The organism is Pedobacter sp. SYSU D00535, from assembly GCF_017355855.1.
GTDB lineage: Bacteria > Bacteroidota > Bacteroidia > Sphingobacteriales > Sphingobacteriaceae > Desertivirga.
The window spans coordinates 363,410-379,651 of record NZ_JAFEWD010000001.1; the positions used below are offsets into that span (position 1 = coordinate 363,410).

Here is a 16,242-nt window from a genome sequence, read left to right on the forward strand (position 1 = left end):
GGGGTGGCAAGCAGAAAGTTACCGCTTTTACTTCCCCAATTTATGATTGAACACCTTGGCGATGCACTCTGGGCTGCGATGGTCTACTTTGGTTTCCGATTTCTCGAGCCCGCCAAACCACCGATAGTTGCTTTTTTCTTCGCACTCACTTTTAGTTTTTTCATAGAGGCAAGCCAGCTTTACCAAGCCAACTGGCTGAATAAATTAAGGGAGACAACGATAGGCGCGCTGGTACTAGGAAGAGGCTTCCTTGCTATCGATCTCCTTCGGTATTCCGTAGGAATTCTAACTGCGAGCCGCTTTGACTATCTCCTGATTTCTAAGAATCAGAAGCGCCGCTAACCTCAGCCCCTGAAGATTCAGTGGCAGTCTTGGGTGCGAAAAAGAAATGTACTTTACCATCGGCAATAAAAAGCGAGGCGTCAAAGCTCTTTCCAGATTTAGCTTTAAAGCCCTTGATAACAGGCGTTTTTCCTTTTTCAAGTAAAGTCTTGATCTGATTATCACTTAATTTTTTTTCAGACATTGTCCGCCAGACTACAAACTTGCATCCCGCTTTATATTCTGAACATCCCGCAGCTTTCTCATAAAACCGCACGACGCCCTTCTTACAGGCGGGACAAGCAATTGCATCCGGATCATCCTTTAAATCGATGATACTGCTGAGTTCTTTTCCTGCTTCAAGAAGTTCCTGGGTAATGGTTCGCGTATACTCCTTAATTTCGTTTTTGAAATCACTAACAGAAGCGCCAGACCTTATTTCCTCCAGTCGTTTTTCCCAAAGTCCCGTCAATTCCGCCTGTGCTATTTTTTTATCTTTAACAAGTTCATACACCGCAAGCCCCTTTTCAGTAGGCAGAAGGGATTTTTTTTCCCGCTTGATGTACTCTCTTTTTATTAAAGTTTCAATGATGGCTGCCCGGGTAGCGGGTGTACCTAAGCCCGTGTCTTTCATTGCCTGCCGTAGTTCGTCGTCCTCAATTTCTTTTCCTGAGGTTTCCATTGCCTTCAACAGACTTGCTTCATTGTAAAGCGCCTTCGGCTTGGTCTGCTTTTCCAGCAAAGTTTTCGTTTCAATCGGCAGGCTTTCACCTTTTACCACCTTGGGGAGAGTAGCGTTTTCTTCATCCTCCTTTTCATCGTCTGCTTGATTAAATACAGCTCTCCAGCCTGGCGACTGTATTACCGTACCATTGGCAACAAAGTCAGCTCCAGATTCAATCGATATTTTAGTAAGTTCCTTCAAACACTCCTGATGAAAGGCCTCTAACATTCTGCCTGCAATCAGATCATAAATAGCTTGTTGATCGGGTGGGAGAAAACCGGGCTTATTGTTAGTAGGCAGAAGCGCATGGTGGTCCGTTACCTTCTTCGCATTTACACTTCTTTTATTCAGCGGGACTGTCTGTAAGAATGCAGCTTGTTTTCCGAAAGTCGGGTGGCCAGTCTGGTTGCCTATCAGCTCAGGGATGGTAGCGAAAATATCATCACCAACATAGCGGCTACCCGTTCTGGGATAAGTAATAAGCTTCGACTCGTATAGCGTCTGAGCTATGGAAAGCGTTTGCTCAGCTGTATAACCTTTCCGCTTATTCGCTTCCTGTTGTAAACTACTGAGGTCGTGCAAAAGAGGGGGTTGCTCTTTACGCGGCTTCACCTCTACGGCGGAAATGTTACCACCAGATAGAAAGCCGCCTGCAACGTCTCTAACATTGTTCAGTACTTCCTCTGCTGCCTGTTTATCCTGGTAATTTTGAGTAGATAAAGCCTTGAAGGCGATACCGTCCTTATTGAGGAAAATGGCTATCTGATAGTAAATCTGTGGTTTGAAGTTTTTATTCTCCAGATAACGAGCACAGATCATGGCCAGGGTAGGAGTTTGCACCCTCCCGAGGGACAATACTGCTCGGTTACCTGCCGCAATACTAAGGGCCTGCGTAGCATTGAGACCGACAATCCAATCAGACTCAGACCGACACTGCGCGGAAAAAAACAAAGTATCATAATCAGTGCCCGGCTTTAAATTTCTAAAACCATCTTTGATTGCTTCATCTGTTTGTGACGATATCCAGAGTCGCTTAAATGGTTTGTTGCATTTGAGGTGATAATAGATGTATCTGAAGATAAGCTCACCTTCCCGCCCGGCATCGGTAGCGACTATAATTTCTGTAGCTTGTTCAAACAGGCTCTTGATGACGTTCAGCTGTTTCACCACCCCGGCGTCATCCTTCATCCCATCTTTTGTTTTCTCCTGCCGCACAGCCAGCTTGAACCTCTCAGGAAGCATCGGCAGATTTTCTATCCTCCAACCTTTAAAACCATAGGCTTCGGGAGCAGCAAGCTGAATCAAGTGACCAAAGGCCCAGGTGAATGAATAGTTTTTTCCTTCAATATAGCCATCCTTCCGAGTGGTAGCACCAAAAACTTTGGCCAGCTCCCGGGCCACTGAAGGTTTTTCTGCAATAACAACTTTCATCTTTCCTTTACTACTTAGCCAAAATAACAGGGCTTTAAAAATAGACAAAGAAAGACTACCCTCCGAATTTAGTTTTCTACACTTCGATCCCCACCGTTCTATACCAAACTTGCAGCCTACACATTTTTTAATATATTTGTTTTACCTGGACTAAAATTTATTACAATCATGCCGAAAGGGGGAAAAATAGCGTATGTAGTATGTAAATTGCTGTCTATTGTAACGGCCATCTTCGTGTTTCCTTTATACTGTTACCCTCAGGTTAGTTATACCGGAACTCTCAAATACAACCCTTCCCAAACTGGTATCATAGCAGACGTCAAGCTTTCCCTAAGCTACCACAATAGTGAGTCGGGCTTAGAGCTGAAGCAGGTTGCTCAATTGGCTGCTTTTAAAGGTATCTTGTATGAGGGAAAGTTGGTGCCTTTATCCCAATTATCTCCACCACTTATTAAAGAATATGGAAAGTTACCGCCAGCTATTACTATTAGCTATGATATCTATAATGGCGACACCCCGATCAGGAAGGGCATAACTACCAGCGGTAATACAAAACTTTTATGGGCAGAAGTAGCTCAGGGAACGAACAATGGCTCCACAAGCAAAGCAAAAGCTCTTCAATTGTTCTTTTCGGGCGCATTAAAAATTAAAAACGTTTCCATTGTATCTATTCCTTTTCCTCTGGAAGCCTTCAGGAAAGCTGCTGGCGAAAGTGTGCTCAACAAGGCTTCATCACCACTCGTAGCTAAAGGGGCACCGGTCAACCGTTCCCAAAAGTCGGTCGGTGATATTCTTTCCATGATATCTGACAACGAAACTAAGGCAAACCAATTTTTGTTAAATCCCGCCCTACCGGTTGTAGATATTCAATCTTTTAGTAGTAGTCTGGAGAAGCAGGCGCGAGAAAGCAAGCAGCAAAAAGACCGGATCAAAGAGGAGTTACAAAAACAGCAAAAATTTCAATTCGGTAAGAAGTTTCCATCAGATTGGATGAGCGTCAATGAGCTGGAAGAAGTCGCTGAAAAGGGTGAGCCTCTGGCTATTGAGAGGCTCGCGCGGATCTACATCTTAATGAACACCTTTCCTAAAGCAAGGGCGCTATACCAACATCTGGCGTTAAAAAAAGATCCGCACGCGTACCGAATGATCGCGATGACCTACCAGTATGAGAAAAAATTTTACGAAGCAATTCAATACTACGAGAAAGCGGCCAATCAGGGAGACACTGAATCAATGAAGAAATTAGGCTCTATCTATTCTGGCTATCCCAACTTAAAGCTTTCTGATATTCCATACCCATTGCTAGATAGCACAAATTTTTCCATCATTAATTTCAACTATCCGGGAGTAGATTTTGATAAGGCTGTACACTGGTATGAAAAGGCTGCGCAACTGGAAGATACGGAAGCGATGGTGCTCTTGTATCGCCTTCTGAGCGGCTATGATGAGAAGAAGTATTTGCAGAGCAACAAGTCGATCGCCAACTTCACTTTCAAAAAAGACATACTGAGCGCTAACAAATGGTTGCAGAAGGCTAAAGCGATAGGAGAGAAGGAGAGTACCCTGGCCACGTCCCAGTCCGCAGAGCTCTTGCTGAAAGAAGGATTGCAAAGTTTCGAGCGACAAAATTATAAAGTAGCCTTTGAGCTATTAAAGAAAAGCGCATCGCTCCGGAATACGGAAGCCATGGTAAAAATAGGACAAATGCTACAACTTGGACAGGGGACAATTCGAAATGACTCTCAAGCCTTTACATGGTTTCAAAAAGCTGCCCTCCAAGGAAACATCACATCGTATTACTACCTGGCAAATTGTTATCATGCGGGGAAAGGCGTTACGAAGAATTTAAGCAAAGCTTTCGAGTTTTATGAGCTGGGAGGCAGGTACGGAATTCCGGAAGCTCTCGGGCAACTTGGATTTATGTATTACCAGGGAGCAGGAGTGGAACGAAATCTAAAGCGATCGTTAAAATATTTTATAGAAGCCCGCGAGCACGGATTTCGAGACGCAGGCTTTTACATAGGCAATGTTTTCCGTTTCGGCGGCCACGGGATTCAGAAAGACGGGAATCAGGCAATCCACTGGTACAAAACCAGCATCCGCGAAAATGAGTATGGAGGATACAAATTCATTGCAGATACCTATAGCTCGGAAAAAAGTGACATTACCGATTATAAAAAGGCCGTAGAAAATTATAGCTTATTTCTTGAGAAAGAAAAAAATGAGGATGTATTGAGGGCGCATAAAGAGTCGGCGATTAAAGAGATTGCCCGGATATACGCCACTGGCGGCTTTGGTATTGAACGCGATCCTGGGTTATCAGAACAGTGGCTAAAAAAGCTCGAAAATAATTAACTAAAACGGAAGTGCTTTAAAGCTAGACTTCTGGCAGCCTCTACTAACAAATCAAAAGCTCCTTCACGAGCCGTTTCCCAATCCATGTCAGACGGAGTAACAGAAATAGCTTTTTCAATACCTAGCTGCCGAAGTACCTCATAGTCCGTTTCTACAGTACCACATAAAGTAACCAGCGGAACCTGGTATTTCTGACAGAGGTCGTTCAGCCCGCTGAGTACTTTCCCATCAAAACTTTGCGAGTCCAATTTACCTTCGCCCGTAATCACGTAATCCACCTCCTTAACTCTTTCTTCTGTTCCTGCGTAATCAAATATCATCTGTATCCCTTTTTTCAGCCGTCCACCTAGAAAAGCAATACATCCCGCTCCAAGACCTCCCGCAGCGCCGGCGCCAGGAACCTCGTCAACGTCTATTCCAAGATCCCGCTTCAAGATTGCGGCATAATTTTGCATTCCCTCTTCCAGCGCTTGAGCGTCTTCCTCTGTCGCTCCTTTTTGAGCAGAATAGACGTAAGTCCCACCATTTCCACCAGTCAAGGGATTTTGAACATCGCAGGCAATCTCAAAAGTAAGACCGTCTAAACGCAGAGCAGTGCTCGTATCAATGGATGCAATCCGAATCAAGTTCTTTCCAATTGGAGAAAGCTCTTTGCCATCTTTATCCAGAAACCGAATTCCGAGAGCACTGGCCATTCCAATTCCCCCATCATTTGTTGCACTGCCTCCCAGTCCCAGAAATATTGTTTTCGCACCTCGTTTTACTGCATCCAAAACCATCAGCCCTGTGCCGATGGAACTGGTATATAGGCAATTATATTCACTTTCTTTCAGAAGCATCAATCCCGATGCCTTTGCCATTTCAAGAACTGCTGTTTGTGTGGTAGAAGAGAAATAGTAGGATGTTATAATCTCTCGAAAAAGAGGGTCAAGCGTGGTCACTGTGACTTTCTCTGAATCGAGATACCGTCCCAGGACATCTGCAAAGCCGTCACCGCCATCTGCCAAGGGGTGTTTTATTATTCGAAAACTAGAATTGGCAAGTAAAAGTCCTTCCGTTATTGCTTCAGCCGCTTCAAAGCTGCTTAGAGAATGTTTGAATTTATCAGGTGCAATTAAAAACTTCATATCCTTATAGATTTCACCAAACTGCAATTAGCTAGTTCAGAGCCTTTTGCTCAGAAGTATCAAATATGGGGACTAATTACTGGCTTTTTGCGGCCTGTTTTTAAAAAAGTTTTGTACTTTCCCCGTATAAATAATGAGTTTCAGATGGGAGATGTAAATTTTAGCCCAGAATTATATGTAATTGGGGCCGGGCCCGGCGATCCAGAGTTGATTACAGTGAAAGCTTACAAAATCTTACAAAAAGCAAAGGTAGTTTTATACGACAACCTCGCTAACCAGGAGCTGCTTGATCTTACTCCGGCAAATTGTGAACGCATCTATGTGGGAAAACACCCCTATGGAGAATATACACCCCAGGAGCGAATTCTTGAACTCATTAAAGAAAAAGCTTTTGAACATGGTTCTGTTGTCCGGCTGAAAGGAGGCGACCCTTTTATATTTGGACGAGGATTCGAAGAAGTGCTTTTTGCGAGAGAAAATGGAATCAGGACCAGCTTTATCCCAGGGATTACCAGTATGCAAGCCGCTGGCTTTGACGACATCCCTTTAACGCACAGGACTCTCAGCGAGGGTATTTGGGTGTTAACAGGGACAAAAAAGGATGGATCACTGTCGAACGATCTTCGACTGGCTATGCAAAGCAACTCCACAGTAGTAATTTATATGGGGATGAAAAAAGTCAGGGAGATTGCTGAAACTTACGAATCCGAGGGGATGGGTGAAACACCAGCAGCTATTATCCAGCACGCCACGCTTGCCAAGCAGAAATCAGCGGTAGGTCGCGTACGAGACCTCGAAAAAATGGCAAGTGAAAATAATCTGACACATCCGGCTATCATTATCATTGGAGAGGTTGCAGGTATCAAAAAGGGACTTAAATGATAATCTTGGAAGATGTTTTTGACTTCCCTAACCAGTAAATTTTTTTTTTTGAACTTAAGCACCTGGCCTGCCGTACAAAACAACTCAGCGAGTTACAACCGCTATGAACTATGAGTAGACCTATCAAAGCTGTATTTATCTATATTGTAGTTGGTGTTATTTGGATTCTTGTCAGCGATAGAATTATTGAAATTTTTACCAGTTCATTGCCTGTCGAAGATCGCCTTATCTATCAAAGTGCAAAAGGCATCCTTTTTATCTTAATAACTGCCATCCTTCTTTATATTATAGTAAAGAAGTTGCAGGAAAAATACCTGGCCTCTGAGCGGCAATACCGGAAACTATTTGCTGATAACCCGAATCCCATGTGGATCTACAACGTAGAAACGCTGAGGTTCATAGAAGTAAACGACGCAGCAATTGAAAAGTATGGCTACAGTAGAGAGGAATTTTCATCGATGACGGTTTTGGATATCCGGAAAGACGAGGAAAAGACAAAACTGTTGGAGTTTATAGGAAACTTAAAGAAGGTAAATGGGACTTCCGGCGAATGGAAGCATTTGAAGAAATCGGGTGAAGAGTTCAATGTATCGATCAAATCGCATAGGGTTTGGTTTCAAAATCAGCAGTGTGCTCTTGTTCTTGCAGTGGACATAACAGACAAAATTGCACAACAAAGAAGACTGGAAGAAGCGTATCAGAAGGAGATTGAACTGAATGAGGCTTTGGCCACCCACATCGAGCTGATTAAACAGTCCAATGAAGAAAACAGACGCTTTGCGCAGATTATTAGCAAGATTAGTAACATTGTTATTGTTACAGATCGGGGAGGCAAAATTATCTGGGTAAATAAAGCTTTCAGCGAAGTAACAGGTTACAGCTTTCAGGAAGCCTTGGGATGCTCACCTCGTGCGCTTCTGAATGGTCCGGAATCATTGCAGGAAGAGTTTGATATTTTTTTGGAAAATATAAAGACGACGAAGATGGTTTCCTGCATTGAAATGGTGAACTACACCAAAGAAAAGGAAGCCTATTGGGTAGAAGTCACTATGACCCCCTTATTTGACGAACAAGGAGGATTTGAGGGCCTTATAGCAGTCGAAAACGTCATAACAGAGCGGAAACAACGGGAAAGAAAGATTGAGGAACAAAATAAGGTACTGCGTCAAATCGCTTGGGTAAGCTCTCACGAAGTAAGACGGCCAGTTTCTTCTATTATAAGTCTCGTTTCTCTCTTAAAGACGCTGGATGGAGGCAGAGAAAAAGAAGAATGTCTTGACTTGCTTGAACTTAGCTCAAAAGAACTCGACACTATTGTTCGTCAAATCACCAAAAAAGTAAACCACGCCGAATTATAACCGGAAATCAGTCATCAGCCTTTAAAAGGTAAATCTCTGAAAGAACGGACTTTCTTTCCGAAGTACTGCCAAACAATACTCCCTTCGTAGTAACCTGTAAGATTCTCGAGGGGCAAACTCTCACCAGCCTTATTTCTGTTCTTCTTGAAATGCTTAAAAAAGGCGGTATGCGCTTTGTTGATAGCACCAACTTGGGCAAACTTTCCTCCCAGGAGAAATTTTAGCAAGGCTATAAAGTCAAGCCAGAAACGAATGAAGATAACAGGAAACTTCCTTTCGGCGGGCAGATTTTTGAGTAACATCGCCAGATTATTCCTGAAATTGAGGTAGGTTTTAAAAGGATTTTCCGCATCAAGGGTTCCTCCTCCAACATGATATACGGTGGACTTAGGGCAGTACATTATTTTGAAGCCCATATTCTTCAATCGCCAGCATAGATCGATCTCTTCCATGTGAGCGAAGAAATCGGCGTCAAATCCGCCTGACCTTCTCCAGTGCTCGCTTTTTATAAAAAAGGCAGCACCACTGGCCCAAAATATCTCAACCACATCGTCGTATTGCCCCTCGTCAGTTTCGAGCGTATCAAAAATTCTTCCCCGGCAAAACGGGTACCCGTATTTATCGATATACCCGCCTGCAGCCCCCGCGTACTCAAACCTGACTCTGCTCGTCCAGTCTTTCAACTTGGGCTGGGCCACAGCTATTGCAGGATCAGACTCCATCAATTCGACTACCGGTTCAATCCAACTTGGCGTAACCTCGACGTCTGAGTTTAACAAAACAAAGTAGTCCGCGTCTACCTTCGCCAGAGCTTGATTATACCCTTCGGCGAAACCTAAATTACTTCCATTTTGAATAATCTTGATTTGTGGGTAAGCTGCCTGAAGAAAAGCAAGGGAATCGTCGTTGGACTGATTATCAGCGACAATGAGCTCGATGTTTGGATAGGTGCTGGCTACAACAAAAGGCAGAAACCGCTCTAAAAACTTCTTCCCGTTCCAGTTTAAAATCACTACGGCTACTTTCGGAAGTTCTATCATTTTATGTCATCTGGTTTAAATTTCCAACGTTTATGTGACCATAGCCACAGCTCCGGTCTCTCATTGATCGCTTTTTCCAGCTCCCTTGTATGTGCTTCCGTTATTTCATACTCAGCTGTATCTTTGGGATCATGGAACAAGGTTTTGAAAGACGCCTCGTAATAGCCTCTTTTAATTTTATTCACCCTGCAATAGAGAACCGGATGTCCCGTCAGCTTTGCTATCTTTTCTATCCCGAGAAAAACAGCGGTGGGCTGATTTAAGAAAGTTGTAAAATATTGAGATTCTTCTCTGGGAGGTGTTTGATCGCCCACCAGAGCGACAAAAAACAACTCATTTTTTTGCTCGATGATCTTACGTAGGATCTGTCGCATCGGCACCATTATAGCGCCGAATCTGGAACGCATGTTATTCATCATTAACTCAAATGCCTTATCTGTAAGTGGTTTATAAACTACCAGTAATTTCTCTTTCATCACCAGTGGAAGAGCAAGGTTTCCCCATTCCCAATTTCCATAGTGCCCCCCGGTTACCAACACCGGCTTACCTCTATCGAAATGAGTTTTCAAAACGTCCATATTCACGAACACAAAGCGCTTCGACATGCTTTTTGGGGAAATGGATAACATTTTAATTGATTCAAGGATATTGTCGGCAAGAAACTTGAAGTATTTTTTCTCGATCAGATCTAATTCTGCTCTTGTTTTTTGAGGAAATGAATTCTCCAAATTGGTTTTCACCACTTTCCGGCGGTAGCCGATGATGTAATATAAAAGCACGTAGAGAACGTCAGCAAGAAGGTACAGCACAGGGAAAGGGAGTAGCGATATCAGGTACAAAGTTTTTCTTACGAGCCCTGAAAGAACCTTCTTCATCTATGATTTTTGATTAATTTCGGCGAATTCGACGACAAACTTAGTATATATATGCAAGAAGGCGCAATCTTTCCATTATTTTACCTTCCACCAATTGAATTTTTCGCAAAATTAAAACAGCAGCAAGGCGAGCTGTTTCTCGAACGCTTTGAACATTTCCCCAAACAAACATACCGCAATAGAGCCTCTATCTGTTCTCCTCAAGGGAAACTTGATCTAAGAGTTCCGGTAGTAAAAGGCTCTAAAGTGCACACAAAAGTAAAAGACGTCCGCATCAGTTACGACTTCGGTTGGCAGCGCCTGCATTGGCTTAGCTTACAAACTTCCTATCGCAGTTCTGCTTTTTTTGAATTTTACGAGGACGATTTTGCTCCATTTTACGACAAGAAATACGAGTTCTTGTTCGACTATAATGAGGCCTTGCTGCAGGTGCTTCTAAAACATCTTAAGCTTGATATCAGTTACTCTTACACGCAGAGCTACATAAAAGACGCGAACGGGCTGACTGACTACCGCGAAACTATTCATCCTAAAGTAGCGTCTGACTATCACACAAAACCTTACTATCAGGTATTTGAAGAACGTAATGGGTTTATACCTGATTTAAGTATAGTAGATTTATTATTTAATAAAGGCCCGCAGAGTGGACAGTTTTTTTAAAGTTGCTAATAAATTTAAAAGAATCACGGTAAAAAAGACTACCAAACGTCTTCCCCCGCCAGGAACAAGCCCCGGCTCTTTGGTAGTAAGCGAAGACGCGCTGAAGCCGATGATCAAGGTTTACTCCTTTTCTCAGAAATTTTTTGAGGAAAAGGAGGTAGAGGACTTCACTCAGGTAAGTACAATCCTCCAGGAGCGTCCAATGGAGATTCACTGGGTGGATGTCCGTGGATTGGGAGATAGTGCTCTTTTGAAGCATATCCAGGAATCTTTAGGAGTAAGTGCACTTGTTCTGGAGGATATCATTCATACTCACCAGCGGCCAAAGCTGGAAGAATACGATGACTATCTTTTTGCCATCAGCCGAATGATTTGTCTTAATAAAGATTTGCTCCTGGAAAATGAGCAGATCTCCTTCCTGGTCACTAAAAAGGTACTGTATACCTTTCAGGAAAACTATGAGGATTGTCTGGAACCGGTTAGAAAAAGACTAAGGGAGGGAAAGGGGAATATCCGCGTAGGAGGGACGTCTTACCTGATGTACGCCGTTATGGATATCATCCTTGACAACTACTTCTTCCTCATCAATCGCTTCGGAGAGGAATTGGACACGTTGGAAGAAAGACTGTACCGAAGGCCAGAGAAATCAATTACTTACGAAGCGCAACAGATAAAACGAGCCTTTATTACAGTAAGGCGAGCAGTTTGGCCTGAACGGGATAAAATCAACGACATGTTGAGAAGCACCTCGCCGCTCATCACTAAAAATACCAAGTTTTTTCTCCGCGACCTTTACGATCACTCTATGCAAATTATCGATTTGGTGGAAAGCTACAAGGAGATCACCACCAGTTTGATTGATATGTATCTTTCGTTCGTTAGCAATCGTACTAATGAGGTAATGAGGGTATTAACGGTGATCTCGTCTGTTTTCATCCCCTTAACATTTATTGCCGGGGTATACGGTATGAATTTTGCCTATGAAGACCCGAAAACAGGAAAAGTGCTGCCAGGGAATATGCCGGAGCTATACGCAGAAAACGGATACCTGTACACCATGCTCGTTATGGCCCTTATTGCTCTGCTGCAGTTGATATATTTTTGGAGAAAAGGCTGGCTCAAATAGTCGGTTCATGGTCAACATTTTCTCTTTAGGTCAACGAGATCATGAGAAGAGGCTTCATTTTAGTACTTTAGCGGACGAATGCAATCTTTTGAACTTGATAAAAGCGATATTCAGAGAATAAAGCAAGCTTTAGAGGGGGACGATGAAACTCTAAAAACGCTGCTGTCGGAGTACCATGCTTCAGAAATTGCTATTCTTTTTGAGGGTTTGCCTCAGGAATCCCGAGAGCATATCATCCATATTCTTCCTGCCGATATAGCGTCTGAGGTTATCTCGGAGATGGACTATGAAATCCACCCGGAGAAAATCATTGAAAACCTTGATCCGGAAAAGCGCTCTGAAATTCTCGATAAACTGGATTATGACGATGCTACGGACATCATTAGTCAATTACCTGAAGAGCAGCAAAATGAAATCCTGAGGAACATTGATGAAGAGGATGCGAACCAGATTCGTAACCTGCTTACCTATCCGGAAGACACGGCTGGGGGATTAATGAACACCCAGGTGCTGAAGGTAAACAGCAATCTCACCAAAAAGGAAGCACTTGATGAGATTATCAGTTTATCGGAAGAGATGGAGGAATTCTATACGATAAACGTGGTAGACAGCCAGAACCGACTAGTGGGCATCGTTTCGCTGAAAGATATTATTAAATCGAAATACACTGTCCATATACGCGAGCTTGTTAACGCTGATTTTGTTTTCGTCAAAGCTGACACAGACCAGGAAGAAGTAGCTCGTCTGCTTTCCCAGTACAACCTCACCAGCATTCCTGTAGTGGACGACGAAATGCACCTCCTTGGACGGATCACGTTTGATGATGTTATCGATGTGTTGCAGGAAGAAAACACCGAAGATATCCTTAAAATTTCGGGTGTATCTGAAGACGAGGAACTATCCGGAAATTGGAAGGAAGCTGTCAGGAGCAGACTGCCCTGGCTGATATTGAATCTGGGAACAGCCTTTCTCGCTGCATCTGTGATCCGATACTTTGAACCGACAATTGCAAGATTGGTAGTGCTTTCGGGATATATGACCATGATTGCCGGGATGGGGGGAAATGCCGCAACGCAGGCACTTGCTGTAACCGTTCGGCGTATCTCTTTGAGTGATCTTACCGATAAGCAATCGTATATGGCTGTTGTAAAAGAGTTCACAGTTGGTTTAATCAACGGGGCGGCAACCGGATTTATCGTATTTGTTTTTGCTTTGCTGTATGACAGTAATCCTTTGCTGGGCTTAGTTATTTTCCTCGCAATGACCGGTAACCTAATTATTGCAGGTATTACCGGTGCTTCTATACCTATTTTGCTCAAGCGCGTCGGAATTGACCCCGCTATTGCCTCTTCTATTATTATCACCACCTTCACCGACGTGTTTGGCTTCCTGCTATTGTTAGGTTTTGCTACCAAGCTACTCTTGTAATCTTTTCTCCAACAATCCTTTTTCCGGTTTGTAAGAAGAATAATGGACATCTACATTATTGGGCTGACAGTGGTAGGTATTGCCTCACTGGCAATGGCCTGGATGCCGGCTATTACGCAGAAGACCGGCATTTCGTATTCGATATGGTACGTTTTAGCGGGGATAATTATTTATACTTTTTTCGATTTTTTTCCCACGCCAGACCCGATCCGGGAAGAAGACTATGCTGTTCACCTCTCAGAGTTGGTGGTCATCATTTCCCTAATGGGGACGGGACTAAAAATAGATGAGGCATTTTCTTTAAAGGGGTGGGCAATACCTTTTAAGCTTGTCACACTTACCATGATTCTCTCAATCGCTGGGGTAGCTCTCCTAAGCTATTACATCCTCGGCTTTGACCTTCCTTCCGCTATACTGCTGGGGGCGGTTCTCGCGCCTACTGATCCTGTCCTGGCATCTGATGTTCAAGTAGGCCCTCCTTTGGAGAAACAGAAGAACAATGTCCGGTTTGCTCTAACCGCCGAGGCGGGAATGAATGATGGAATGGCCTTTCCCTTTACCTGGCTTGCAATCGCGCTCGCCTTATCTGGCGGTACAACCAGCGGTGTGATCGGTGATTGGGTGATGAAGGACATATTCTACAGAATCTTGGTGGGAGTAGCACTTGGCTATTTCATTGGCCGCTTGATCGCCTGGCTTATTTTTTACCTTCCGCGGAAAAATTCAGCGGTAGAAATGCGTGACGGCTTCGTTGCTGTCTCGGTTACTCTGGCTTCATATGGGATAACCGAGTTATTCCAGGGATATGGCTTCATTGCAGTTTTCATAACTGCCATTACCATTCGCAATTACGAGCTGGATCATCAATACCACACCAAAATGCACTCGTTCACGGACCAGATAGAAAGGATTGCGCTAGCAATAGTTTTAATCTTATTTGGTGGAAGTTTGGCAACGGGGATCCTGGGTGACCTTTCCTGGTATACCGTCGCTTTTGCACTTGGCTTTATATTTATTTTACGACCGTTCACAGCTTATATTTCGTTAATCGGTTCAGGTTTTTCAGCCAAAGAAAAATCAGCGATCAGCTTTTTTGGAATCAGAGGTATGGGTTCTTTTTTCTACCTGGCCTTTGCGCTGAAGAAAGCCAACTTCCAGTATGCAGATGAACTATGGGCAGCAGTGTCCTTCGTTGTCCTTATCTCCATCATCATACATGGATGCACGGCAGCCCTCGGAATGCGCTTGGTAGAGGAAGAAACAGAGCTGGAAAACGAGAAAAAAGATATTGAAGTGAGCTAAAACACCATTTTCTTTTTTTGGACCACTGGCTATTTATTCTAAATTTGTCGCTTCATTAAGGATAGATTTTATGACCGAGATTAGGCACAATTGGACCAGTGAAGAAATTTCCGAGATATACCACAGTCCTTTGTTAGATTTGATTTATCGCGCAGCAAGCGTGCACCGCGAGAATAAAGATTATGCGGAGGTTCAGATTAGCAGCTTATTATCGATAAAAACTGGAGGCTGTTCTGAAGATTGTGCTTATTGTCCTCAGGCGGCTCGCTACAATACCGGTGTAGATGTGCATGCTATGATGTCCGTTGCCCATGTAACTGATGCAGCAAAACGAGCTAAAGATGGCGGTGCTTCGCGCCTTTGTATGGGAGCAGCCTGGCGTGAAGTTAGAGACAACCGGGATTTTGACAAGGTAATTGATATGGTTAAAGCAGTAAACGAACTCGACATGGAAGTTTGCTGTACACTGGGAATGCTTACTGAGTCGCAGGCGCAACGTCTAGCCGATGCCGGCCTCTATGCTTACAATCATAATTTAGACACCTCAGAAGATGACTATAAACGCATCATAACTACACGAACGTTTGATGATCGTTTAAAAACTATTGAGAATGTCAGAAAAGCGAAGCTTACTGTTTGTAGCGGTGGAATTATTGGGTTGGGTGAGACAGTTGCAGATCGGATTTCGATGTTAAGAACCTTATCCAACATGCCCAAGCATCCTGAATCTGTACCTGTAAATGCACTGGTACCGGTCAAAGGAACACCACTGGAAAATCAACCACGCGTGCCAATCTGGGACATGGTGAGGATGATTGCTACTGCAAGAATCATTATGCCAAGAACCGTTGTTCGCCTTTCTGCAGGTCGCACTGAAATGAGTCTTACAGATCAGGCGCTCTGTTTTATGGCCGGAGCAAACTCCATTTTTGCCGGTGACAAGCTATTAACAACTCCAAATCCAGCTTTCAATGAGGATATGCAGATGTTTGAAATTTTGGGCCTGAAACCACGCGAAGCATTTAAAAATGGCCGACCACAAGTTAAGTCGGCAGAAGTACCAGCTTAGCAACCGATACGAAAATACTCACGAGAAGGATCAGCACACCACTGATCCTTTTTTTGGAATCAAAAAATGCTGCCAGATGTTCTTTGAGTATGCATTCAAAGTTAAAGTTGATCTATGTATACGATGCTTTCTGTAGCTGGTGTTATGGATTTAGCCCAGTAATACAAACGATACATGACCAGTATCAGCACCTTTTTGAATTCGAAGTATTAAGCGGAGGGATGAACCTTGGCACTTTTACAGGCCCTGTCGGCGTGGTTTATCCTCACTTCCGCGAAGACAGCAAAGCAGTAGAACAGAAGACAGGAATTTCATTTGGTGAGGGATTTTTACGCCAACTGGAAAGGGGAGAGCTTATTGTAGATTCTGAAAGACCCGCAATCGCGCTTTCAGTGTTCAAGTCTTTCCAGCCAAACAAAGCCATATCCTTCATACATGATTTGAACAATCACTGTTTCACGAAGGTAGAGAGCTACATACCGAGGAGCTTTATCGCTATTTAGCGGTCAATTTCGGAATAGATCCCGACGATTTCATTCACCGA

The 16,242-nt window shown here is 43.6% G+C and carries 14 protein-coding genes; 10 read left to right on the forward strand and 4 right to left on the reverse strand.

All coding sequences use genetic code 11. The features are described 5' to 3' along the window. The first annotated feature begins 42 nt into the window (after positions 1-42). Positions 43-342, forward strand: coding sequence for a DUF2809 domain-containing protein (locus tag J4N23_RS01395; RefSeq protein WP_207425217.1), 300 nt, complete (start codon positions 43-45; stop codon positions 340-342). On the opposite strand, the gene J4N23_RS01400 is transcribed toward J4N23_RS01395, so the two are convergent. Next, positions 320-2,476, reverse strand: coding sequence for a type IA DNA topoisomerase (locus J4N23_RS01400; protein WP_207425218.1), 2,157 nt, complete (start codon positions 2,474-2,476; stop codon positions 320-322). The genes J4N23_RS01395 and J4N23_RS01400 overlap by 23 nt on opposite strands. A gap of 168 nt (positions 2,477-2,644) precedes the next feature. On the opposite strand from J4N23_RS01400, the gene J4N23_RS01405 reads away from it, so the two are divergent. Next, positions 2,645-4,831, forward strand: coding sequence for a tetratricopeptide repeat protein (locus J4N23_RS01405; RefSeq protein WP_207425219.1), 2,187 nt, complete (start codon positions 2,645-2,647; stop codon positions 4,829-4,831). On the opposite strand, the gene J4N23_RS01410 is transcribed toward J4N23_RS01405, so the two are convergent. Further along, a complete protein-coding gene (locus J4N23_RS01410; RefSeq protein WP_207425220.1) occupies positions 4,828-5,958 on the reverse strand; it encodes a glycerate kinase in 1,131 nt (376 codons plus the stop codon). The genes J4N23_RS01405 and J4N23_RS01410 overlap by 4 nt on opposite strands. A gap of 144 nt (positions 5,959-6,102) precedes the next feature. On the opposite strand from J4N23_RS01410, the gene cobA reads away from it, so the two are divergent. Beyond that, on the forward strand, positions 6,103-6,840 hold the full coding sequence (gene cobA, locus J4N23_RS01415; RefSeq protein ID WP_207425221.1) for a uroporphyrinogen-III C-methyltransferase: 738 nt from the start codon (positions 6,103-6,105) through the stop codon (positions 6,838-6,840). Positions 6,841-6,950: 110 nt separating this feature from the next. Then, positions 6,951-8,198 (forward strand): PAS domain S-box protein, encoded by a 1,248-nt coding sequence (locus J4N23_RS01420; RefSeq protein ID WP_207425222.1) that lies wholly within the window; start codon positions 6,951-6,953, stop codon positions 8,196-8,198. Positions 8,199-8,212: 14 nt separating this feature from the next. Here the strand turns inward: J4N23_RS01420 and J4N23_RS01425 are convergent, their stop codons facing one another. Both J4N23_RS01425 and J4N23_RS01430 read right to left on the reverse strand, forming a co-directional pair. After that, complete coding sequence (locus J4N23_RS01425) at positions 8,213-9,238, reverse strand: glycosyltransferase family 2 protein (RefSeq protein ID WP_207425223.1); 1,026 nt, start codon at positions 9,236-9,238, stop codon at positions 8,213-8,215. After that, complete coding sequence (locus J4N23_RS01430) at positions 9,235-10,113, reverse strand: lysophospholipid acyltransferase family protein (RefSeq protein ID WP_207425224.1); 879 nt, start codon at positions 10,111-10,113, stop codon at positions 9,235-9,237. Before J4N23_RS01430 ends, J4N23_RS01425 begins: the two co-directional genes overlap by 4 nt. Before the next feature lie 51 nt (positions 10,114-10,164). Here J4N23_RS01430 and J4N23_RS01435 point away from each other — a divergent pair, with 51 nt between their 5' ends. The 6 genes from J4N23_RS01435 to J4N23_RS01460 all read left to right on the forward strand — a co-directional run bounded on the left by J4N23_RS01435 (position 10,165) and on the right by J4N23_RS01460 (position 16,201). Then, a complete protein-coding gene (locus J4N23_RS01435) occupies positions 10,165-10,773 on the forward strand; it encodes a WbqC family protein (protein ID WP_207425225.1) in 609 nt (202 codons plus the stop codon). Further along, on the forward strand, positions 10,757-11,899 hold the full coding sequence (gene corA / locus J4N23_RS01440; RefSeq protein ID WP_370527226.1) for a magnesium/cobalt transporter CorA: 1,143 nt from the start codon (positions 10,757-10,759) through the stop codon (positions 11,897-11,899). The genes J4N23_RS01435 and corA overlap by 17 nt, the downstream gene beginning before the upstream one ends. A gap of 78 nt (positions 11,900-11,977) precedes the next feature. Further along, positions 11,978-13,327, forward strand: coding sequence for a magnesium transporter (mgtE, locus tag J4N23_RS01445; RefSeq protein WP_207425226.1), 1,350 nt, complete (start codon positions 11,978-11,980; stop codon positions 13,325-13,327). Between the two features lie 42 nt (positions 13,328-13,369). Continuing rightward, positions 13,370-14,629: a sodium:proton antiporter gene (locus J4N23_RS01450; RefSeq protein WP_207425227.1), complete on the forward strand. Its 1,260-nt coding sequence runs from the start codon at positions 13,370-13,372 to the stop codon at positions 14,627-14,629. Between the two features lie 70 nt (positions 14,630-14,699). Next, positions 14,700-15,698, forward strand: a complete 999-nt coding sequence (gene bioB, locus J4N23_RS01455; RefSeq protein ID WP_207425228.1) for a biotin synthase BioB — start codon at positions 14,700-14,702, stop codon at positions 15,696-15,698. A gap of 89 nt (positions 15,699-15,787) precedes the next feature. Continuing rightward, positions 15,788-16,201: a hypothetical protein gene (locus J4N23_RS01460; RefSeq protein ID WP_207425229.1), complete on the forward strand. Its 414-nt coding sequence runs from the start codon at positions 15,788-15,790 to the stop codon at positions 16,199-16,201. Positions 16,202-16,242: the final 41 nt, after the last annotated feature.